The 23,188-nt window shown below is 61.7% G+C and carries 17 protein-coding genes; 14 read left to right on the top strand and 3 right to left on the bottom strand.

Annotation, left to right across the window (positions count from 1 at the left end; all coding sequences use genetic code 11):
* Nucleotides 1-5 precede the first annotated feature (5 nt).
* The 4 genes from AC1DYF_RS23000 to AC1DYF_RS22985 all read left to right on the top strand — a co-directional run bounded on the left by AC1DYF_RS23000 (nt 6) and on the right by AC1DYF_RS22985 (nt 4,224).
* Entirely contained in the window at nt 6-1,136 is a 1,131-nt protein-coding gene (locus AC1DYF_RS23000; RefSeq protein WP_477879095.1) for an FAD-dependent oxidoreductase, read from the top strand.
* A gap of 97 nt (nt 1,137-1,233) precedes the next feature.
* Nucleotides 1,234-2,352 carry an MFS transporter gene (locus tag AC1DYF_RS22995; RefSeq protein ID WP_477879094.1) on the top strand — a complete coding sequence of 373 codons (1,119 nt, stop codon included), beginning with the start codon at nt 1,234-1,236 and terminating at the stop codon, nt 2,350-2,352.
* 16 nt (nt 2,353-2,368) lie between these two features.
* Nucleotides 2,369-3,346, top strand: a complete 978-nt coding sequence (locus AC1DYF_RS22990) for a fumarylacetoacetate hydrolase family protein (RefSeq protein ID WP_477879093.1) — start codon at nt 2,369-2,371, stop codon at nt 3,344-3,346.
* 107 nt (nt 3,347-3,453) lie between these two features.
* A complete protein-coding gene (locus AC1DYF_RS22985; RefSeq protein WP_477879092.1) occupies nt 3,454-4,224 on the top strand; it encodes a cyclase family protein in 771 nt (256 codons plus the stop codon).
* 147 nt (nt 4,225-4,371) lie between these two features.
* Here the strand turns inward: AC1DYF_RS22985 and AC1DYF_RS22980 are convergent, their stop codons facing one another.
* On the bottom strand, nt 4,372-5,874 hold the full coding sequence (locus AC1DYF_RS22980) for a DegQ family serine endoprotease (protein ID WP_477879091.1): 1,503 nt from the start codon (nt 5,872-5,874) through the stop codon (nt 4,372-4,374).
* Between the two features lie 502 nt (nt 5,875-6,376).
* Entirely contained in the window at nt 6,377-7,198 is an 822-nt protein-coding gene (locus AC1DYF_RS22975) for a helix-turn-helix transcriptional regulator (RefSeq protein ID WP_477879090.1), read from the bottom strand.
* Nucleotides 7,199-7,384: 186 nt separating this feature from the next.
* Between AC1DYF_RS22975 and AC1DYF_RS22970 the strand changes: the two genes are divergently transcribed.
* The 5 genes from AC1DYF_RS22970 (at nt 7,385) to AC1DYF_RS22950 (ending at nt 12,348) form a co-directional block, all read left to right on the top strand.
* Nucleotides 7,385-8,482, top strand: coding sequence for an ABC transporter ATP-binding protein (locus AC1DYF_RS22970; protein ID WP_477879089.1), 1,098 nt, complete (start codon nt 7,385-7,387; stop codon nt 8,480-8,482).
* Nucleotides 8,483-8,503: 21 nt separating this feature from the next.
* Nucleotides 8,504-9,664, top strand: coding sequence for an ABC transporter substrate-binding protein (locus tag AC1DYF_RS22965; RefSeq protein WP_477879088.1), 1,161 nt, complete (start codon nt 8,504-8,506; stop codon nt 9,662-9,664).
* 229 nt (nt 9,665-9,893) lie between these two features.
* Entirely contained in the window at nt 9,894-10,760 is an 867-nt protein-coding gene (locus AC1DYF_RS22960) for an ABC transporter permease (protein WP_477879087.1), read from the top strand.
* Nucleotides 10,760-11,572 (top strand): ABC transporter permease, encoded by an 813-nt coding sequence (locus AC1DYF_RS22955; RefSeq protein WP_477879086.1) that lies wholly within the window; start codon nt 10,760-10,762, stop codon nt 11,570-11,572. Before AC1DYF_RS22960 ends, AC1DYF_RS22955 begins: the two co-directional genes overlap by 1 nt.
* 14 nt (nt 11,573-11,586) lie before the next feature.
* Complete coding sequence (locus AC1DYF_RS22950) at nt 11,587-12,348, top strand: SDR family NAD(P)-dependent oxidoreductase (RefSeq protein ID WP_477879085.1); 762 nt, start codon at nt 11,587-11,589, stop codon at nt 12,346-12,348.
* Nucleotides 12,349-12,359: 11 nt separating this feature from the next.
* Here AC1DYF_RS22950 and AC1DYF_RS22945 read toward each other — a convergent pair whose 3' ends face one another.
* Nucleotides 12,360-13,484, bottom strand: a complete 1,125-nt coding sequence (locus AC1DYF_RS22945) for a patatin-like phospholipase family protein (RefSeq protein WP_477879084.1) — start codon at nt 13,482-13,484, stop codon at nt 12,360-12,362.
* 318 nt (nt 13,485-13,802) lie between these two features.
* Between AC1DYF_RS22945 and AC1DYF_RS22940 the strand changes: the two genes are divergently transcribed.
* From AC1DYF_RS22940 to AC1DYF_RS22920, 5 genes are all read left to right on the top strand, one after another.
* Entirely contained in the window at nt 13,803-14,945 is a 1,143-nt protein-coding gene (locus AC1DYF_RS22940; RefSeq protein WP_477879083.1) for a RyR domain-containing protein, read from the top strand.
* A gap of 2 nt (nt 14,946-14,947) precedes the next feature.
* A complete protein-coding gene (locus AC1DYF_RS22935; RefSeq protein ID WP_477879082.1) occupies nt 14,948-19,141 on the top strand; it encodes an nSTAND1 domain-containing NTPase in 4,194 nt (1,397 codons plus the stop codon).
* A gap of 383 nt (nt 19,142-19,524) precedes the next feature.
* Nucleotides 19,525-20,253: a FadR/GntR family transcriptional regulator gene (locus AC1DYF_RS22930; protein WP_477879081.1), complete on the top strand. Its 729-nt coding sequence runs from the start codon at nt 19,525-19,527 to the stop codon at nt 20,251-20,253.
* A gap of 87 nt (nt 20,254-20,340) precedes the next feature.
* Nucleotides 20,341-22,161 (top strand): translation elongation factor 4, encoded by a 1,821-nt coding sequence (gene lepA / locus AC1DYF_RS22925; RefSeq protein WP_477879080.1) that lies wholly within the window; start codon nt 20,341-20,343, stop codon nt 22,159-22,161.
* A gap of 4 nt (nt 22,162-22,165) precedes the next feature.
* The gene (locus AC1DYF_RS22920; protein ID WP_477879079.1) at nt 22,166-23,032 is read left to right on the top strand and encodes a hypothetical protein; all 867 of its coding nucleotides are present in this window, start codon (nt 22,166-22,168) and stop codon (nt 23,030-23,032) included.
* Nucleotides 23,033-23,188 lie beyond the last annotated feature (156 nt).

Genomic DNA, 23,188 nt, shown 5'->3' with positions numbered 1-23,188 from the left:
ATATCATGAATTCTGATGTGAAAACGGCGCTTGTCATCGGCGGCGGCTTTTCGGGCATGACCGCAGCGCTGCAATTGTCCCGGCAAGGCATTGCAGTTGACCTGGTGGAGATCGATCCAGGCTGGCGGTCCTATGGCGCGGGCATCAGCCTGCACGGCTCCACCTTGCGCGTGCTGCGCGGCCTTGGCTTGCTCGAACGCTTTCTCGAAGAAGGCTATGCAACCGATGGTGTGGACCTGCGCGGCCCGGACGACAAGGTGCTGGTGACGCTGCCGACGCCGCGGGTTGCGGGTCCGGATGTTCCGGGCGGTGCGGCGATCATGCGCCCGGCGCTCGCCGATATCCTGAAGGAGGCGGTGCGGAAGGAAAAGGTGGATGTCCGCCTGGGCCTCACCTTCACCGACATCGAGCAGACACCGGAGGCAGCCGTAGTCACCTTCACCGACGGATCGCAGCGCAGCTACGACCTGATCATCGGCGCGGACGGCCTTTATTCCCAGGTCCGGACAAAATGCTTTCCCGAGGCGCCGAAGCCGCGCTTCATCGGCCAATCGGTCTGGCGCGCCGTGCTGCCCAGGCCGGCGGGCATCGAAACCACGACGATGTGGATGGGGCCGAAGCTCAAGGCCGGCGTCAATCGGGTGACGGCAGACACGGTCTATCTGTTCCTGACCGAGGACAAGTCGACCAACGATTTCGTTGCGCCCGAAACCTTCGTCGACGCCATGCGTGGCCTGCTCAACCGTTTCGGGTCGCCCACCGTGCGGCACATTGCCGAGACACTCAGCGAAAGCAATCAGATCGTCTACCGGCCGCTGGAGCAGATGCTGATGCCGAGGCCCTGGAGCAAAGGCCGGATCGTGCTGATCGGCGACGCCGTGCATGCCACGACGCCGCATCTGGCCGCCGGCGCCTGCATCGGCATCGAGGATGCCGTGGTGCTGGCAGAAGAGGTCGCAACCGGCACCTCGCTTGAAGCGGCGCTCATGGGCTTCGAGGCGCGCCGCTGGGAACGCTGCCGGATGGTGGTCGAGAATTCCGGAAAGCTGGCGGATATCGAGATCACCGGCGGCAGCCGTGAGGAACACGCAGCCATCATGCTGATATCGATGAAGACCTTGGCGGAAGCAATATGACCGCCGGATTGCCGACGATTGGAGACGTCGCGCAATCGGGCCGCTGACAGACGATCGGGAGGGGAATATGTCAGGACATAAGTTTGGAATTGGAGGCATGGTCGCGCTGATCATCGCCCATTGCGCGGGGATGATCGACCTGGTTGCCCTTCCGGTCTGGGTCGGAGCGCTGGTCGAACGCTTCGGGTTTCGTGCGCAGGAGGCCGGTGGGCTGGCCACGCTTTTCCTCCTGGGCGCAGTTGCCGCAAGCGCCGTGGTCGCGCCGCGTCTCAACCGGCTGAACCAGCGCCTGGTGGCGACGGCGGGTTTTGGCGCCGCAGCGCTCTTCTTTTTCCTCGCATCCACGCAGGCGAGCTTCCTGCCGCTTGCCGGCTTTCATCTGCTGGCAGGCCTCTCGGTCGGCACGGCTCTTTCCATGGTGCATGGAACGATGGGCCATTCCGAAAACCCGCATCGTCTCTTCGCCTTCGCCGGTTTGGCAATCGGGCTTTCCGGCATCGTCCTTCTCGCGGCCATACCGCAGCTTTTGATCGTCCGGGGCGGTCCGGTCCTGTTCCAGGTGTTTGCAGGCGTGATGGCGATCGCTGCGATTGCCTGCGCCATCCTGTTTCGCAATCCGCCTGCCTTCGAGGCCGAGCAGCACAGCTCATTCAACCGCGCGACCTGGTTCACGATCCTCGGCATCAGCGTCATGACCTTCAATCAGGCCATGGTGTTTTCCTTCGTCGAGGTCATCGGCAAGGCGCGCGGTTTCGAGACAGGCAGCGTGCTTGCGGTTCTCGTCGCTCTCGGCGTAATCAATTTCCTATTACCGGCACCCCTGGCGGCGATCCTGCAGAAACGTGTTCCGGCCACGCGCGTCGTTCAGATTGGTCCGGCCGTGCAGGCTCTGCTCGCGATCGTCGTGACGATGGCGACGGTATTTCCCGTCTGGGCTCCTGCTGCTGCCGTGTTCGTGGCCGTCCAGATTTTCACCCATACCTTCGCCTTCGGCCTTCTCGCCCGGCTCGATCCGTCGGGACGGGCCGTGGCCGCCACGCCGGCCATGCTGATGATCGGGGCGGCTCTTGGCCCGATCATCGGCGGCGCGCTGGGCGAGCATTTCGGCTTCGGCGCGCTCGGATTGGCGGCCGTTCTGGTGGCGCTCGTGTCGATCACCTTGTTCACCAGGGCAAAGACGGCGATGGCACCCGTCCCTTCCGGCGCCGTCGCATAGGAAAGGATTTGGGACAATGAAACTTGCCACCTATCACGACGGCAGCCGCGATGGCCAATTGTGGGTCGCGTCACGCGATCTCCGGCGGGCCGTTCCCGCAGTCGGTATTGCGCGGACAATGATCGAGGCTCTCGAAACATGGGATCAGGCTTCACCCCGCCTCGCGGCACTCTATGAGCGACTGAATGCCGACGAAGAAGCATTCGCAGTCGATTTCGATCCCGCACGCTGCCTCGCACCCCTGCCCCGAGCGCCGCAATGGCTGGACGCCTCCGCCTTTCTCAATCATGGGCGGCTGATGGACAAGGCATTCGGCAATCCGCCAAATCCCGATTTCGAGACGATCCCTCTCGTTTACCAGGGCGCCAGCGACGATTTTCGCGGTCCCGTCGCGGATGTCGAATTTCCCGACGACAGGTTGGGCATCGACATGGAAGGCGAATTCGGCGTCATCCTCTCCGATGTGCCGATGGGCACACATGCCGAGGCAGCACCCGGCCATATTCGCCTGCTGGTGCAGATCAACGACTGGTCGCTACGCGCCCTCGGGCCGCGCGAAATGCGATCCGGCTTCGGCTGGCTGCAGGCAAAGCCCTCGACCGGCTTTGCACCCGTCGCCATCACGCCGGACGAAATCGCGCCTCACTGGCGAGACAACCGCATCAAGCTGCCCTTGCATGTCGCGGTCAATGGCCGCGAGGTCGGCCACGCCGGCGGCGCCGAGATGCATTTCTCTTTCGCCGAAATCATCGCCCATTGCGCGCGGACACGAAAACTGGCGGCCGGGACAATCATCGGCTCAGGCACCGTATCCAATGCCGATCGTGCCGCCGGCTCGTCCTGCATTTCCGAAATCCGCGTCATCGAACAGCTCGACCATGGGGCCGCCAAAACCCCGTTCCTCACCTGGGGAGACCGGGTGCGGATGGAGGCCCGGCTGCCGGATGGCACCGCGCCATTCGGCACCATCGCGCAGACGGTGATCCGCGCCTGACGCATGTTGTACCTTCCCTTGATGCCGGTCAGCCACTAAAACCTGCGCCTGACGTTGACAGGCACGGGGATGCCTTGCCGCGCACCCGCCATATCAGGAGATTTCTCATGCAGATCATCGACCTATCCGTCGCCATCGAAAACGATATTCCGGCCGATCCGCCGGGGCTTGGTCCGAAGATCACCTATTCCGGCCACAAGGATGGCGGCGCGGAGATGGCGCGTTTCTTTCCCGGGCTGGATATTGCGGATTTGCCGGGCGGCGAAGGCTGGGCCGTGGAACAGTTGACGCTGACCACGCATGTCGGCACCCATCTCGATGCGCCCTGGCACTTTGCCTCGACCATGAATGGCGGCGAGCGGGCCTGGACGATCGACGAGGTGCCGCTCGACTGGTGCATCCGGCCCGGCGTGAAGCTCGACCTGCGCCATCTCGCCGACGGCCATGTTGCAACCGTCGACGAAATCCGTTCCGCCGTCGAAAAGACCGGCGGCGCTCTCCAACCCTTCGACATCGTCCTGATCAACACGGCTGCCGGCGCGGCCTATGGCCGGCCGGACTACGTCGGACGCGGCTGCGGCGTCGGCCGCGAGGCAACGCTGTGGCTCCTGTCCCAAGGCGTGCACATCACCGGCACCGACGCCTGGTCATGGGATGCGCCGTTCATCCATACGGCAAAACGCTATGCCGAAACGCATGACCCTGGCCTGATCTGGGAAGGCCACAAGGCCGGCCGCGAGGGCATTTTCCTGCATATGGAAAAATTGACACGGCTGGACGGACTGCCTGCCAGGGGCTTCACCGTCTCCTGCCTGCCGGTGAAGATCAAGGGGGCTTCCGCCGGCTGGTGCCGCGCTGTCGCGCTTTTCGACGAATAGTCTTGGTCGAACGTCCGGAGCGGGCGCTGATCGCTGACATGACCTGCATGCGTTAGCAGCAGGCGTCCCACCGCCGAGGCGCAAAAACGCAAAAAGGGAGAGGCAGGGGCCGCCTCTCCCGGAGAATGCAGACGCTTCCGCCGCCGCTTACGCGTTACCGAACGGCACGGCAATGAAGGTCTGGCCGCCGCTGCGCTCGACGAGCAGCAGGACAGACTTGCGGCCGGCTTTGGCCGCTTCGACAACGGCATTGCGTGCTTCGCGCGCATTGGCGACCGGCTTCTGGTTGACCGCGACGATCACGTCGCCCGTCTGGATGCCAGCAGCGGCGGCAGTCTTGTCGGGATTGACCGATTCGACCACGGCGCCATGCTCATTCGACGGCAGGTTCAGCGCCTGGCGGGCGTCGCTGTCGAGGTCGCCCAAGCCGATGCCGATCGAAGGCATATGCTTGGCGGGCTCGACGGAACCGTCGTCCTGCCCATCATTCTCAGCGGCCTGCGTGCTGGTCTTGTCGCCGCCGATGGTGATCGACAGGTCCTTGCTCTCGCCATTGCGCCACAGCGTCATCTGCTCGCGTGTGCCGGGCGTTATGTCGGCGACGAAGCGCGACAGGTCCTTGGTGGTCTTGATCGTCTTGCCATCGAGGCTGAGGATCACGTCACCGCTTTTGACGCCCGCATTGGCGGCCGCAGAGTCCGGATTGACCTTGGCGACCAGTGCGCCCCCAGCGTTCTTGAGGCCGATGGCATCAGCGATATCCTGGGTCACCGGCTGGATCACCACCCCCATGACACCATGCTGGATCGAACCATGTTGGATCAGCTTGGCAACGATACTCTGCGCCTCGTTCGACGGAATGGCGAAACCGACGCCGACATTGCCGCCATTCGGCGAATAGATCGCGGTGTTGATGCCGACCACTTCACCCTGGCTGTTCATCAGCGGTCCGCCGGAATTGCCATGATTGATCGCCGCATCGACCTGGATGAAATCGTCATACGGGCCATTGTTGAGGTCACGGCCACGGGCGGACACGATGCCCGACGTCACCGTCGTGCCGAGGCCGAATGGATTGCCGATGGCAAGCACGGGATCACCGGCATTCATGTGATCGGAATCGCCCCACCTCACCGTCGGAAGCTGGCGTGAGGCGCGGATCTTCAGCACGGCGAGGTCCGACTTCGGATCGGCGCCGATCAGTTTCGCGGGCAATTCGGTGCCATCATCCAGCGTCACCTTGATATCGACCGCACCATCGATGACGTGGTTGTTGGTGACGATGATGCCGTTCGCGTCGATGATGAAGCCGGAGCCGAGCGCCTGCGCCATGGGCTGGCGCTGCTGCGGCATGGGAATGCCCTGCTGGCCGAAGAACTGGCGGAATTGCTCGTCGAAAGGCGAACTGCCACCGAACGGCGAATTGCCGTCATATTCGACATTGGCCGCCTTCATCTTTGTGGTGATCGTCACCACCGCCGGCTTATCGGCCGTCACGATCGGCGCAAACGACGTCATGCCATTCGTCGTGGTCGTCATAACCGGTGTCGCGGCGGGATTGGTGATCATGGCGGACGCCACGAGTGGCGTTGCGATGAGAGCGACGCCGACGAGGGCGGCAATCCGATGCTTGGCGAATACTGAGGTCATTGGTACGTCTCCTGTTGAACCTGGAAAATGAGCGCAGAGGACCTTGCCGCCGGTCTCGTGACGGCGGATCAACTGCGGGAATGAAATTGAAAAGAAGCCGCCGACGTGATCAGAAGCCGATCGGCCGGGGCCGCCTGTCAGTCCTTATGGAAGTGCTTGCCGCCCATCCGTCGCACAGCGATGGCGATATTCGATAACAGAGCGCATGAGCGTCTCCACGATGTCCTGCGAGGCTTGCCTCGATGGCAGCTGTCTTGCTCTGCCGCCACATCGGCGTCAGGCCCCAGCTTTCGAGGAGAAATATACATCGCGAGAGAGCCGCCGCACGTTAATTATCGCTAATAAAGGCGTTCGAAACCTGAAATATTCGTCAGAATATGACGAAACCGGCAAGCATCATTAAGTCTTTGTAATCTTACGCATTCGCCGGCTTTCACAAGCACGTGAAAACGCCCCGTTCTGCCTCGAATCATCTTCATTGGAAGGTCGCACGATCTAGTGGCTAGTGCCGCCCGACCGTGCTCAGATAGATCGACAGAAGCTGTGTCTGCGACGAAATCCCGAGCTTGCGGTAGACATTGCGCCGGTGGACCTTCACCGTCCCCGTCGAAATATTGAGCCTCAGCCCGATCGACTCCGACGAATGCCCCTGCAGTACCAGATCGACGATCGCCATCTCGCGGCTGGTGAGCTTCAGGTCGCGCCACACCGTATCCGCCGCCGGTAGTGACGTGCCGCTCACGCCGCGTTTGCGGCCGGTGCGCGCGCCGGCATCGAGCTTGGCGTCGAAGCGCGGTCCGAGACCGGACCAGAAATGCCGAACCAAAGCCGACACCAGCGCTTCCGCTTTCCTGAGCTGCACGAACTCGGCCGCGGGAAACGGTCCCGTCTTCTCCCGCCGCATCAGCGACAGCACGACCGTGACGTCGTCATCCAGCGTAACGAAGAAGCCGACTTCTTCTGCAAGCCCGGTCTGCACATAATAACTGCGATAATATTCGCTGGAGAAGAACCGGTCCGGCGCCAGTTCCCGCATCCGGAACAAGCCGGCGCGGCGTTCGCGCGCCGTGTGGTAGAACGGATCGAGCAGATAGGGCCCGGCCTGGTAGAGTGTCACGAAGACGATATGCTCCTCCGGATCGAAGGTGCTGTAAAGATCGATCGGCCGCTCCTTGCCGCGATAGGCGAAAACGACGACATAATCGAAGCGCACCAGCGCCGCCATCATCTGGCGGAACGTCTCGCCGAACTCAGCGTCAGGCATCGACGCGCGGCCGACCGTCGCGGCAAAACCATCCAGCAGCGCCTCCAGATCCACGCTCATCCGTTCTTGCCTATCATCGCAATCGTCTTCCTCCACTCTTGCCGATATACACCTTGCCTGAGACATTTTCTGAGAAAATACCTCTCTCGGGGTATATACCTCGCGGAAGCCCCGGGCATAGTCTTCGGTCAAAGACGGTGGCAAGGCAGCCAAGACTGCCGCTATGACCAACCGCGGGGAACTGACGTGACATCCGCTCTGACGAACGATATCGAGTTCCGATCGGTCACCAAGAATTATGGCCCGGTGACTGCCGTAACGGACATCAACCTGAATGTGTCGAAGGGCGCCTTCCTGGCCCTGCTCGGCCCTTCCGGCTGCGGCAAGACCACGTGCCTCAGAATGATCGGCGGCTTCGAGCAGCCGAGTGAAGGCAAGGTGCTGATCAACGGCCAGGAGATGAACGGCGTGCCAGCCTATCGCCGTCCGGTCAACATGGTCTTCCAGCATTACGCGCTGTTCCCGCATTTCAATGTCGAGCAGAATGTCGCCTATGGCCTGCGCCAGCAGCGGCCACGGCTAGCAAAGGCCGAGATAACCCGCCGCGTCGGCGAAGCTTTGGAAATGGTCCGCCTCGGCGGTTTCGCCACGCGACGCATCCACGAAATGTCCGGCGGCCAGCAGCAGCGTGTCGCGCTCGCCCGCGCCATCGTCAATCGTCCCTCCGTGCTGCTGCTCGACGAGCCACTCGCGGCACTCGACAAGAAACTGCGCTCGGCCATGCAGATCGAGCTCCAGACTTTGCAGCGCGAACTCGGCATCACCTTCGTGCTGGTCACGCACGACCAGGAAGAAGCGCTCTCCATGGCCGATATCGTCTGCGTCATGAGCGCCGGCCGCATCCGCCAGCTCGGCACGCCGCAGGAAGTCTACGACCATCCGGCCGATCTCTTCGTCGCCGATTTCGTCGGCAAGACCAACCGTTTCGAGGCCACGACCGACGTTGATGGCGCCACACTGCGTTTCGCCGACGGCTCGGTTCTGGCGCCTGGCAGCAAAGTTCCGCCGGCATCCGGAAAATCGATCGTCGCCATCCGGCCCGAAGCGATCCGGATTTCCCGCAGCGCCGTCGAAACCGGCCCCTCCTTCAAAGGCACCGTCACGCACCGCATCTTCCTCGGCTCTTCGGCCGAATACGCCGTCGCCGTTCCGGGACTTGGCGACGTCCTGGTGACCACGGAGCGCAACGCCATCGACGTATCCGATCTCGCCGCGCCGGGCGAGCCGGTCGTGCTGAGTTTCGACCCCAGGGCGGCCCACATTTTTCCAGCGTCAAATGCATAAACCAAAACAGGGAACAGCATCATGAGCAAGGACTACAAGGACAATCTGCCGATCACATCAGAAGGCTTCATGGACGAGTTCATGCGCCTGAAGCGCGGCTCGATCACCCGCCGCACCTTCCTCGGCATCACCGGCCTTGGTCTCGCGACCGCCGTCATGTCGCGCTTTCCCGGCGTGCTTGCCACGCCGGCCTATGCTGAAGACTTGGGCACGCAGATGTCGATCGCCACCTGGCCGAACTACCACGACCCCAACACATTCGAGACTTTCAAGGCCAAGACCGGCGTCGCCGTCGAAGTCAACGTCTTCGGCTCCAACGAGGAAATGCTCGCCAAGCTGCAGGCCGGCGCCTCGGGCTGGTCGCTGTTCGTGCCGACCAATTACACCATCTCGACCTACCACAAGCTCGGCCTGATCGATGAACTCGACCTGTCCAAGCTGCCGAACTTCAGCACGACAACGGAAAATCCGCGCTTTACCAAGGAAGGCAAGATCGACGGCAAGACCTATGCAGTACCGAAGAACTGGGGCACGACTGGCTTCTCCGTCAACACCAAAAAGATCAAGAGCAAGCTCACCAGCTGGAAGGACTTCTTCGAGGTTCTGCAGACGGAAGCCGACGGCCGCGGCATGGTGCATGACTACCAGCTGACCACGATCGGCAGCGCGCTGGTCTCGCTCGGTCTCGACTTCAATTCGATCAAGGCCGACGACCTGAAGAAGGCCGAGGAACTGCTGATCAAGGTCAAGCCGCACCTCTTCGCCATCAATTCCGACTACCAGCCGTCCATGCGCTCGACCGATGCCTGGATCACCATGTGCTGGACCAATGACGGCGCCCAGCTCAATCGCGACGTCCCGGAAATTGCCTACATCCTCGGCAAGGACGGCGGCGAGATCTGGACCGACTATTACGCGATCCCCAAGGACGCACCCAACAAGGCTGCCGGCTATGCGCTGCTCAACTACCTGATGGATCCGCAGAATGCGGTGAAGGAGCACATCGCCAACGGCGCGCCGACCACCGACAGCCGCGTTATTTCGCTTCTGCCGAAAGAAATCACCGCCAACAAGATCGTCTATCCGGATGAGGCTTCGCTGACGCCGCTGGAATTCGGTGCTGCCGTGACGCTGACGGATCCAGGCCGGGCAGAGTTGATGGCGCGGTTCAAGTCGGCTTGATTTAAGCTCTTGTGATCGAGGTCACCCCCCTCTGTCCTGCCGGACATCTCCCCCTCAAGGGGGGAGATTGGCAAGAGGCATGCTCCTCGCCTCAATCGAAGCGTCGAGATCGGGGCGAGCGGCCACCGCGAGTCGATCTCCCCCTTGAGGGGGAGATGCCCGGCAGGGCAGAGGGGGGTGTCTCGCCCACCGACCAAAAATAGTATGACCCGGAAAAACGAAAACTTAGATGCCCCTGAAGCCAGCCACCAAACGACACCTCGTCACCGCCGTCCTCGTCGGACCGGCGAGCCTCTGGCTGTTCTTCTTCCTGGTCCTGCCGTTCATCGCCATCATCGTCTTCTCGGTCGGCAAGCGGGCGCCGGAGGGCGGGTATCAGGCGGCGTTCACGTTCGAACAATTCGCCAATCTCGGCTCGCGCGCAACCGCTTTCGTCAACACGCTGATCCTGGCGCCGATCGGCGCCGCCGCCTGCCTGCTGGTCGCCTATCCCGTCGCCTATTATCTCGCCATCAAGGCGAGCCCTGAGCGCCGGCTGCTGCTCGTTTCGCTGGTCGTCGTGCCCTTCTGGACCAGCATGCTGGTCCGCACCTATGCCTGGATGTATATCCTTGGCGCTCGCGGCATTCCGCATCTGCTCGAATTCATCGGCATCGAGAATGTCCGGCTGATCAACACGCCCGGCGCGGTGTTGCTCGGTATTGTCTATGGCTATCTGCCGCTGATGATCATGCCGATCTATGTCAGCCTTGAAAAGCTTGATCGGCGCCTGCTCGAAGCTTCGGCCGATCTCGGCGCGAAGCCGCTCGCCACCTTCTTCGGCGTCACCCTGCCGCTCTCTCTACCCGGCGTCATGACCGGTGTGGCGCTGGTGACCATCCTGCTGCTCGGCGAATACCTGATCCCGCAGCTTCTCGGCGGTGGCAAGGTCTTCTTCATCGGCAACGCGCTGGTCGATCTCTTCCTGCAATCGCGCAACTGGCCCTTCGGCTCAGCCATCGCTGTCACTCTTGTCGCGGTCGTGGTCGTCGTGCTGTTGATTGCCATGCGCATCGCCTGGCGCGTTGCCGGCACCCGTCAGGTGGATCTCGTCTGATGCGCGCACTGGTGACTGCCGTCTATCTCTTCCTCTACGCGCCGATCGCGCTGATCGTGTTGTTCTCGTTCAACTCCGGCCGCAATGCCAGCGAGTTCGTCGGCTTCTCGACGCAGTGGTATGGCAAGGCGCTGTCCAACACCTTTCTCACCGAGGCGCTGCAGAACAGCCTGTTCATCGCCTTCACCAGCGCTGCTCTCGCCGCGATCTTCGGCACCATGGCCGCAATCGGCCTTGAGCGGTTGGGCGCTCGCACAAGGGCCGTGTTCGACGGCCTGTTCGCCGCCGCGATCGTCGTGCCCGGTGTCGTCATCGGCATTGCCACGCTTGTTGCGCTCGTCGCCCTGTTCAGCGTCCTGAACCCTGCCATCGCCTTCATCTGGCCCGGCGATCATCCGCCGAAAATCCAGCTCGGTTACGGCTCGATCATCGCAGCACACGGCCTGTTCACCATGGCGCTGGTGACGATGATCGTCAAAGCCCGCATTGCCGGTCTCGGCCGCGACATCGTCGAGGCGTCGAGCGATCTCTATGCGACACCGATCACCACCTTCCGCGAAATCGTGCTGCCGCAGATCCTGCCGTCGATCCTCGCCGGCTTCCTGCTCGCCTTCACCTTCTCCTTCGACGATTTCATCATCGCCTTCTTCGTCGCGGGTTCCAACACGACGCTGCCGATCTACGTCTTCGCCTCGATCAGGCGCGGTGTGACGCCGGAAATCAATGCGATTGCCACCATGGTGCTGGTCGCCTCGCTGATACTGATCCTCATCGCCCGCTTCCTGATGCGCGAAAAAACAAAAACGAATTGACGGGAAAAACACTCATGATCCTGGAAAACCGGGTAGCAATCGTCACGGGCGCCGGTTCCGGCATCGGCCAGGCCGGCGCGCGGATCATGGCGCGCGAGGGCGCCCGTGTCGTCGTCGTCGATATCAACGCCAACGGCGCCGGCGAAACGGTGGAGATGATCCGCTCGGAAGGCGGCCAAGCCGAAAGCCTGCCGCTCGACGTCACCGACGACCGGGCGCTGGAGGCCGGCATTGCCGACATCTTCGCCCGCCATGGCCGCATCGACATCCTTCACAATCATGCGGGCGCGCAAGTTGCCGGCGATCTCGAACAGGTCGCCGTCGAAGGTTTCGACAGGTCCTGGGACCTCAATGTCCGCGCCCACTTCATGGCCGCACGCCTAGTCATGCCGATCATGAAAAAAGCAGGCCGCGGCGTCATTCTCAACACCGCCTCGTCCTCTGGCATTCTCTACGACCGCGAGATGATCGCCTATACGACGACCAAGCACGCCGTCATCGCCATGACCCGGCAAATGGCCGGCGACTACGGAAAATTCGGCATCCGCGTCAATGCGCTCTGCCCCGGCTGGGTGGATACGCCGTTCAACGCCCCCTTCATCGCCCAGGTGGGCGGCCGTGCCGCGATCGAGGCCTATGTTGCCGAAAAGGTGCCGCTGGGCCGCTGGGCGGATGTCAGCGAGATTGCCGAGCCGATCCTGTTTCTCGTTTCCGACCGCTCGTCCTATATGACCGGACAGATTCTGGTGGTCGACGGCGGTGAAACAGTCGTCTGAGACAGGCTATCTCAGCTGAAGTGTTCGACCTTCACCTGAGTCGCCGCGGCCAGGGCGGCGAATTCCTGGGCAATCCGCATATTCTTGGGATCGTCCATCAATCTCAATTGCGCAATCGTGGCCACATCGGCCCTGCGCCCGAGATTTTGCTCGATCCAGTCCGCCTCGAGCCGGATGTCATAGCGCACATAGCGGAAGAGCGGCCCGCCGGGCAGACGCATGCCCTGCATATCGCCCACTTCGCTGTTGATCTTCCACGGCGTCGGCGTCGTGCCCAAAGCCTGCATCAGGCCGATGGTCTGCGATTCCGTGTCGAACATCAGGCCGGTCAGTGCCTTGAGCGCCAGCCCCGCCGCCGTCATCCCGGTTGCCTCCTTCGGCGTCATCAATTGCCGATAGCCGCCGGTGCCGACCGAGACGATTGTCAGGTTTTCCGCACCAAGCGCCCAGTTCAGACCATATTGCGGCAGTGCCACCTGAAGGAAGAGTGGCATCGAGGGGTTGTTGTACGGCGACACGCCGCCATCGACGAACAGCCCCTGATCACCGTTGCTCAGCACATCCATCGGCTCGGGATCGAAATAGTGGGGTGCCGCGGTCGAGGCGCGGATCACCTTGGCAACCGGATAGTTCCGGTTGCCGATATAACTCTTCTCCGGCGGGTCGTTCCAATAGGGTGCCTTCGGATTGTTGGCGATGATCCAGGGGCTGCCTGTATCCATGCGCTTGGCGATGACACAGAAACCGGTCTTGAACCGGTTGCTGTCGAAGGTCATGTCGCCGAAAACATTGTTCAGTTCGTTCTGCAATTCCTTGATCGAGAATTTTGCCTGCAGCCCAAGAATGCGCAGCYGCGACCGGCGGAAAACCTTTGGCGCCAGCCGATTGTAGAGATCCCTGACCTCGGTCGCGCTCATACCGAGCGCCAGCCCGCCGGCAATGATCGCCCCCGTCGACGTGCCGCCGATCAGATCGAAATGCTCGTGCAGCAGGACCCGCCGTCCAGCACGTTCCGCCAGCTGATCCTCCATCTGCTGCAGGAACTGCAGCGAGATCGCCCCGCGCACGCCACCGCCGTCGAGCGACAGGATGCGCTTCGGTCCATCGGATAACAAATGCGCGTCGCGTTCTGACATCGATCCACCCTTCTCCGTCGCGGCAAGATTAAGCGACATTTCGTCGAGCTTGAAAAGAAGAAAGTCACTTCCACGAACGTCTGATAAAATGGAGATGCGGAAATTATCACCGGTAGGTACGGAGGAAAGCCGAAATGAAATTGAAGCTTTCCATTTCAACATCCGCATGAAATTGTTGACGGTACGATGCCGGAACTTCCGCTTCACACGCATGGGATGAGGGAGGGTACCCTGTACTTCAAACTGAGATGCACGCTGCAGCGATTGCTTGACGGGGCGCCTGCGAAGCGCCGCCGAATTCATCCGGAGATCTCCTGATTGGAAAACGGCGACGACATCCACTTCCCGAACGACGCGGCGCTGGCGGCGTGGCAATTGCTGGCGCGGACCCCGTTCGCCGACCAGGCGATGGCCGTCGGCCATAGGCGCATTCGGCTGCTGTTCGCCGGCTTTTCGCAGACCGTGACGGAGATCATCATCCAACTGCTGCGCGCTTCCGCCTTCGAGGGATTGGATCCGGTCCGCATCGACATTCTCTGCGAGGACCGGCGTTCCACGGCTGAACGCATCGTCAGCCGCGCCGCCAATCTTCGACACATGCTGGACGGCGATGAGGCAGACAAGCATCAACCCCTGGCTTGGGCTGGCCGCATCCATCTCCATGAGGAGCGCTCTGTCGACCTCATCCATAATCCTGCCCTCAGCGACGCGCTCGCAACGGACGGTCCTTTCACGGCCATCGTCATTGCCGGCGACGATCAGGCAGCCAATGTCAGGACGGCGCTTTCGCTCCGGCCATGGACTGCCCGGCATCCGGTGTTTGCCGCGCCGATCTATATCCAGGCCGACAGATCGGAAGGCTCCAGCGAATTCTACATCCGTTATGACGGCATCCGGCCGAAACCGGCCGCCGGACTTCTGGCGATGATCAAAGGCAGCAAAGACGAAGCGGAAGTGATAGAACCCTTCGGCATACCGGAAGACCGCCATTCACCGGGCTCCCTGCTCGCCGAACGGGAGATGCTTGCCAAGCGTGTGCACGAGGCCTACCGGCGGAGGCGCCACGAAGCGCTCGCCCGACAGGGTGGCACCGAACGCACCGACCTTCCCGACTGGAACAATCTCGACGAGACCTACCGGCAGGCCAATCGCCGCGCCGTTGACCTTATTCCTGCCTTGCGCCTCGCCGCCGGCCTGGCGAATTGGTGGGATCGCAATGCCGGACTGCCACGCCGCCTCGTCGACGATCCCCGGTCGTTGGAAAGACTGTCGCGCATGACCCACAAATCCTGGCGCGCCGACCGCGAACTCGACGGCTGGCTGCCCGCTGCCGTACGGGATTCCGACAGGCGGCTGCACACCGACCTCGTGGACTATGATGAACTCTCGGAAGAGAAGAAGGAACTGGATCGCGAGCAGATACGCCTGCTTGCCGACCTCCAGCCCAAACAAGAGGCATGACGATGAGAACGGTACGGATCTTCATCTCCTCGCCTTCGGACGCCAATCGCGAGCGCGACCGGCTCTCGCGCGTTGCACGGCGCCTGAACCGGATTTACGCGGAAGTGGTGGAACTGCAAATCATCCGATGGGAGGACGATTTCTATAGCGCCCACGAAACCTTCCAGACGCAGATTCCGGAAGCCAAGACCTGCGACATCGTCATCGGCATCCTGAAACATCGGCTCGGCTCGCCGCTGCCTTCGACCTTCCCGCATATGCCCGAAAGCGACCCCTTCCGCGGCGAAGCCTATCCGTCGGGCACCGCTTATGAAATCCTGTCGTCGATCGCCAATCGCGTGCTGGATGGCAGTGAAAAGCCCGACATCTATGTTTTCCGCGACGAGGAACCGCCGGTGGTCAGTCTCGGTTCGGGCGACATGGAGCGCATCGGCCGGGAATGGACGCGGCTGGAGGATTTTGCCCGGCGCTTCTTCTTCACCGCCGAGGGTGATTTCCGCTTCGCCTTCCAGACCTTCCGCTCCGCCAACCAGTTCGAGGCGCAGATCGAAAACCTGCTGCGCAAATGGATCGAAACGAATGTCTATGCCGAGCATCGCTCGACCTGGCCCGTCGACACCAAGGGCTCGCCCTTCCGGGCGCTCGACGTGTTCGATTTCGCCCATCGCGACGTCTTCTTCGGCCGCGATCGCGATACGGCGAGGATTGTCGAACTGCTCGCCGATATCGGCACCGAGGCACTGGCCCCGGACAGTACCAAACAGCCCTTCCTGCTGTTGACCGGCCCTAGCGGCGCCGGCAAATCCTCGCTTCTGCGCGCTGGTGTCGTGCCTGCCCTGATCGGCAGCGACGTTGCCGATACAGAACAATGGCGCGCGGCAATCATGACGCCTTTGGCTACCGGCCAGGGACCACTCCGGGCGCTCGCTGCAGCGCTTCTGGGGGCCGAGCCCGGAAAGATGCCGTCTGAAGAAGCGGGCGCTACCAAGGACGACGAGCTTCTGGCGCTGCCGGAATTGCGCGCCGGTGCATTCTCGAATGTCGATTCGCTGGCCAAACTGCTCGCCCACGCCGATACCAGCGCAGCACTTGTCGTCATCGATGCGCTGCAGCGCGTCGAGAAAGATTTGTCGGCTAAGGAAAAGTTCGACAAGCCGCCGAAAGTGCGGTTGCTGCTCGTCATCGACCAGCTCGACGAGATTTTCTCCAGCGAGGTTTCCGAATCCGATCGCGCCGCCTTCGCTGCGCTGCTGACCGAGTTTGCCAACACGGACAATATCTGGATCGCGGCGTCGTTGCGTGCCGGCCTCTATGAAAGCTATCTCAGCGAGCCAGGCTTCTTCGCGCTCAGGAATGCCGGTGCGATCTATGATCTCGGCCCGCCTGGTACGACTGAACTGGCAGACATCGTTCGCAAGCCTGCCCAGGCGGCGGACATCGTCTATGAGAAGGATCCGGTCAGCGGCAGCATGCTCGACGAAGTCCTGCTCGCCGATTTTGACCGCCCGGACATGCTGCCGCTCCTGCAGTTCACGCTCGAAGCGCTGTTTCAGCGGCGCGAGACGCGCGACGGCGTCATGACGCTGACCCACGCCGCCTATCGCAACATGAACGGCATTGCCGGCGCCGTGCAAACCGCAGCCGCCGCGGCCATGGCCAAGGTCGGCGAGGCCGAGCGGCAGAAATTGCCAAAGCTTCTGCGCCGGCTGGTGACCACCGGACAGGCCGGAGAGACGGAAAATGCGCCGCTGGTCCTCAACGACGTGCCGGCCTCGGACCTGGAAGGTGATCCGGAAATGCTGCGCCTTGCCGAGGCGCTGACAGAATCGCGCATACTGGTCGCCAGCGGCTTTTCCACGCAAAGCCGTAGTTACAGGCTCGCCCATCAGCGGCTGCTGACACTCTGGGACGACGCCGCCACGGCGATCCAGGAAAACACCACGTTCTACCGCGTCTCCGACGAGCTCGAACGGGCCCGTCGCCGCTGGCAGCGCCTGGGCCGCAGAAGTTCGCAGCTTATCCGCGACCCCATTCTGCTCACCGAGGCGACACGGCTGAGCCGCAGCTATCCGGACGAAATCCGTCATGAGAGCCTGGAATTCATCCGCCGCTCGCGGCTCCGGGCGCGGCGCGGCACGATCATACTCGGCGTAGCGGCCTTCGTCTTCGCCGTGCTGTTCGCCGGCACGATCTGGTTCTACCAGAAGGCCAAGGACGCAGAAGCCCTGGCGCTCGAACAAAAGAAGAAGGCGGAGGACAGTTTCGACCTCGCCCAGAATACGCTGCAGGGCGTCGTCTCGGACATTGCTGGCGGTCTCAAGAATGTCCAGGGGATGAGCATCGAAAATCGCCGCGCGATCCTGATGCGCGTCAGCCGCTCGGTCGACATGCTGCGCTACACGGCGGGCGACAATCCCGCGCTCAATTCGACGCGCGCCATGATGCTCAAGGCATTCGGCGATGCCTATTGGTCGGGCGGCGATACGCTCAAGGCGCTGCAATCCTATCAGGAGGCAACCAGTCTCTATATCGGCATGCTGAAGACTGCCAAGGGAGCGGACCTGGATGAGGCGAACAGACAGATCGCCAATGGCCTCGACAATATCGGCGACATCCTTGTCAGCCAGGGCAAACGCGACGACGCCTTGCAGATCTTCAACAAGAGTATCCGGATCCGGCAGAAGCTTCTCGCCGCAAATCCCAAAGACAGCATGCTGAAGCGGGATGCGATGACCACCACGGAGCGCCTCGCGCAACTGCGCCAGGCCATGGGGGATGTCAAAGGCGCGATCGAGACACTTGAGCAAAGTATTGCTCAGTCCCGCGCCCAATTGAAACTCTACCCGGACGACACGGGGACCAAGCGCGACCTCAGCGTCGACCTCGAAGGCAGTGCCGATCTTGAACTGCAGCGCGGCAATCGCACCAAGGCTGAGGCGCTCAGCAAGGAAGCCCTCGATATCCGCAAGCAGCTCTACGATCTCAATCCGAACGACACGTTTGCGGCCAGCGACTATATGATCTCTTTACGCCGCAAGGCCGACTTCGCCAGGGATAGTGGCGACCGGGCAACCGCCAAAGACACTTATGGCCAAGTTCTGGCGATGGCTCAAAAGCTTTCGGACTCCGATCCCGGCAACGTCGTGTGGCAGCGGGACGTTGCAATCGTGCTCAACAATCTCGGCGATATTTTCGAAGCCGAGGACCAGGCAGACAAGGCGCGCGAAAACTATGAGAAGGCCCTCTCCACGGCGCGCAAGATGGCGGCGAGCAATCCGCAGAACGTGGTGTTCCAGAGCGACATAGCCTACGGCCTCAACAAGATCGCCGATCTCCTGCAAAAACAGACCAAATACAAGGAAGCGGACCCCTTCTACGAGCAGTCGCTGGTGATCGCGCGCCAGCAGGCGGCAGCCGATTCCGGCCGCCTCGATTTGCAGCGGAACATCTCCTTCACGCTCACCCGTATCGGCGATACGAAATATCTGGCGAACGATCGCGACGGCGCGATGAGCGCCTACAAGGAGGCGCTCACGATCGCCCGCAAGCTCACCGGCACCGACGCGACCAACATCATCTGGCAGAACGACCTGCAACTCATCATTTCCCGGATCGCAGACCTGCAATTCGACAAGCGCCAGATGCAGGATGCGCTGGCCGGCCTTCGTGAAAGCACCGAGATATTGAAGAGGCTCCGCCTCGTCGATCCGAACCGTGTCGACTGGCAAAATACCATGGCCGCGATGCTCGACAGGATGGGTGATGCGAGCGTCAGTCTGGCAGATACGGCGTCGGCGATGGATTCCTACCAGAGGGGACTTTCGCTTGTCGTGGACCTGTTGAAAAACACGCCCGATGCAAGCAGATTGCAGCGTCGGCAGGCCTATTTCCTCGGCAAGATCGGCACGCTGCAATACCACCAGGGCGACAGGACAGCCGCCGCGGCGAATTTCAAGCAGGCCCTCGACATCGCCCGCACGATCGTCCGCAAGAACCCGAATGCGGCAGAGGCCCAGACCGATGTCGCGCTCGGCTTGCTCAATCTGGAGCAGGTGCAAACCGGCGCCGAGCGGCTTGCCAGCCTGAAAGAGGCCGCGACCATCGCCGACAAGCTCGCGGCGGCGAACCAATTGGCCGCCGCACAGAAAACCTTGCCGGATCGCATCCGTGCGGAATTGGCCAAGGCCCTGCCGTAGCATCGATCCGACGCATTGCCGGCACGGCGACCACGCCATTGTTCGCGCTGGCGCTCTGTGTCGCCTGGTTGCGTGTGAATGTGCGCGATGGAGTTGCCTCGGCAGGAGACGCATGGCGCGCTGGCCGATGCAGACGCCCCCATCGTCGATATCCCGGTCGCCGGTCAGCACATTCCTCTCGAAGCGTTCGATCGTGGCTTTCGTTTCCGCGATCGATGAATTCTGTGATGACACATCTTTTGTTTGAGCATGTCCTTGTCCTGAAACCGGTGCCCACTTTCAGGCGACATGCTCCAAAACCGTCCACAGCAACACAATTTGCCGTGGCCGGCAAATTGTGGCATGCCCTGTGAACGGGTGTTTCAGATATGGTGGCGGGGCTATTGACTATCGGGGAATTCGAGCCGCTTGCCGGCCCGGCCGAAAGGCTGCATGCCAAGGTCGCCAACCATCTCGGCCTGGCGATCGTCCGCGGCGACTTGAAGCCGGGTCAGGCGCTGCCGCCGGAGCTGCAGCTTTGCGAGATGCTTGGCGTCAGCCGCACGGCGATGCGCGAGGCGATCCGCGGCCTCGTCGCCAAGGGCATGATCGATTCCCGCCCGAGGCTCGGCACGCGGGTGCGCGAACCGGCCCACTGGAACCATCTCGACCCCGACGTGCTGCGCTGGCGCGTCGAGACGACGGATACCGAAACCTATCTCAAGAAGATGTTTCAGCTGCGTTATGCAACGGAACCCTCCGCCGCGGCCATGGCGGCGGCCAATGCCGATGCCGAGGATCACACGCGGCTCAAGCGAGACTTCCAGGCCATGGTCGATGCTGGCGACGACAATGCCGCCTGGGTCGAGGCCGATCTCCTGTTCCACCGGTCGATCTATCTCGCGACCCACAACGAATTCTTCTGGCCCATCGGCCAATTGTTCAGTTTCGGGCTGAAGCAGATGTTCGATATCGCCGCGCAGGGCTCGCATCGGCCGCGCGCGATCATCGAACATCGCGCCGTGCTCAACGCCATCCTCGAAGGCAAGCCAGACCTTGCGCGGGCTGCGGCGCTGACCCTGCTCGGCAATTCGGCGGCCGATATCGACCACATCCGCCATCCGCGGGGATAGTCGCGCAGGCTGATATCCCGGTTTTCCCGCCCTTTGCGGCCCGAAAAATCTTTACACTTTTAACCGGTCACTATATGCGGGCGGGCCATGAGCACAGAAAATCGTACGCCGCTTGACCATATCCGTAACTTCTCGATCGTGGCCCATATCGACCACGGCAAGTCGACGCTGGCAGACCGCCTGATCCAGACGACCGGCGGCCTTGCCGACCGCGAAATGTCCGAGCAGGTGCTCGACAACATGGATATCGAAAAAGAACGCGGCATCACCATCAAGGCCCAGACGGTGCGCCTGCACTACAAGGCCAACAATGGCGAGACCTATATCCTCAACCTGATGGACACGCCCGGCCATGTCGACTTCGCCTATGAAGTCAGCCGCTCGCTCGCAGCCTGCGAGGGCTCGCTGCTGGTCGTCGACGCCTCGCAGGGCGTCGAAGCGCAGACACTCGCCAACGTCTACCAAGCGCTGGACGCCAATCACGAGATCGTGCCGATCCTCAACAAGATCGATCTGCCGGCCGCCGAACCCGACCGGATCAAGCAGCAGATCGAGGATGTCATCGGCCTCGACGCCTCAGACGCGGTGATGATTTCGGCCAAGACGGGCTTGGGTATTCCCGACGTGCTCGAAGCCATCGTCAACCGCCTGCCGCCGCCGAAGATCGGCGACGCCAATGCGCCGCTCAAGGCCATGCTGGTCGACAGCTGGTACGACGCCTATCTCGGCGTCATGGTGCTGGTGCGCGTCATCGACGGCGTGATGAAAAAGGGCCAGATCATCCGCATGATGGGCACGGATGCGAAATACGGCATCGAGCGCATTGGCGTGATGACCCCGAAAATGGTCAATGTCGATGAACTCGGCCCCGGCGAAGTCGGCTTCATCACTGCCTCGATCAAGGAAGTGGCCGATACCCGCGTCGGCGATACGATCACCGACGACAAACGCCCGACCGCCGAGGCGCTGCCGGGTTTCAAACCGGCCCAGCCGGTGGTGTTCTGCGGCCTCTTCCCCGTTGACGCCGCCGATTTCGAGGACCTGCGCGCCGCCGTCGGCAAGCTGCGCCTCAACGATGCCAGCTTCTCCTTCGAAATGGAAAGTTCTGCAGCACTCGGCTTCGGTTTCCGCTGCGGCTTCCTCGGCCTGCTGCACCTCGAAATCATCCAGGAACGGCTGGAACGCGAATTCGACCTCGACCTGATCGCCACCGCCCCCTCGGTCGTCTACCAGCTGAGCATGACCGACGGCTCCGAGCGCGAGCTGCACAATCCGGCCGACATGCCCGACGTCGTCAAGATCGGTGAAATCCGCGAGCCCTGGATCCGCGCCACGATCATGACGCCGGACGACTATCTCGGCTCGGTGCTGAAACTCTGCCAGGACCGCCGCGGCGTCCAGATCGAGCTCACCTATGCCGGCAGCCGCGCCATGGTCACCTACGACCTGCCGCTCAACGAAGTTGTCTTCGACTTTTACGACCGGCTGAAATCGATCTCCAAGGGCTACGCCTCCTTCGACTACCATCTCACCGATTATCAGGAAGGCAATCTCGTCAAGATGTCGATCCTGGTCAACGGCGAGCCGGTCGACGCGCTCTCCATGCTTGTCCACCGCTCACAGGCCGAAAAGCGCGGCCGTGACATGTGCGAGAAGCTCAAGGAACTGATCCCGCGCCACATGTTCAAGATCCCGATCCAGGCCGCCATCGGCGGCAACGTCATCGCCCGCGAGACGATCTCGGCCATGCGCAAGGACGTGACGGCAAAATGCTACGGCGGCGACGCCACCCGCAAGCGCAAACTGCTCGACAAGCAGAAGGAAGGCAAGAAGCGCATGCGCCAGTTCGGCAAGGTCGATATCCCGCAGGAGGCGTTTATCGCGGCGCTGAGGATGAGCGACGAGTAGGATTGTGCTTCAAGCGGCTTCCAGAGAGGAATGGGATGTCAGAGTTGAGATCATTCGCTACGTCAGCACACACCAGCCGGGCGTCGTTGAATTCAAACTGACAGACGCATACGGCTGCAATTGGTATTTTGTTGAAAAGGTGGCCTTGCTCTGGCCTTACGACCTCGACTACGAGGACGATTTCCCGCAGCCGGGCTGGACCAGATGCCAAATTCTCGAGCGGTTTGTGGATGACGATGGCCGAAACACCGTGCGGATCGACATTGAGCAGCCATGGCTGGTGTGTTCAATCGACGATCAGCATGTCTTCGACATTCCCGCGAGCCAGATTGAGCATCCGCCCAAGACAATGAGGCGTATGCAGCAACCGTGGTTCACTGCCGATGGCCCGCATTCTTCCGAATTCCATCTCTACAAATTCGTTGATCGGCATTCGATGTTCGACCACATCGAATATCACAACATTGCCGACGTCATCGAAGAGGATCACGCAGCCAGTTGGGGCTGTTTCGTGCTGCCAAAATCCGGCGTGATCGCTGTTGGCTTCAACCAGACCGGCATGACGCCGAAAGGCGTGATTTTCGCTGGCGCTCTTTATATCGGCACCGGCGGGTTTTTCGCTTGCTATGATCTAGCGTTCAACTCCCGTCGTTTTATCTCCCGGATGCCGACGCTGTTTCGAGAATTTGTGCGCTTCAAGCCCTGGCTTATCGTGCAGGACGAGATCGGCTTTCTCGGACTCGACGCGAATGGCAAGCAGCGTTGGAGCCATACTTTCGGTGAAAGTGTCGAAGCGTTCGAACTGGATGGCAATCGACTGAAAGGGCGCCTCATGAGTGGTGCTGAGTTTGCTTTGCAGATTCCCGACTGACCATCGGCGCCATTGTGACATGGTCCGAACCTGCGCGATCGCGTTGTTCGAATTGATATCCTTTACATCGAGACTTTGCCGGTTTCAGCAGGATTGCGTGCCCAAAAGCGTTGCCACCGAGTCAGAAGATTCACTGACAATCCCCTATCGTTCCGA

It is taken from the genome of Rhizobium sp. P2_G9 (assembly GCF_056403475.1).
This window is presented reverse-complemented; position numbering and strand designations above follow the sequence as displayed.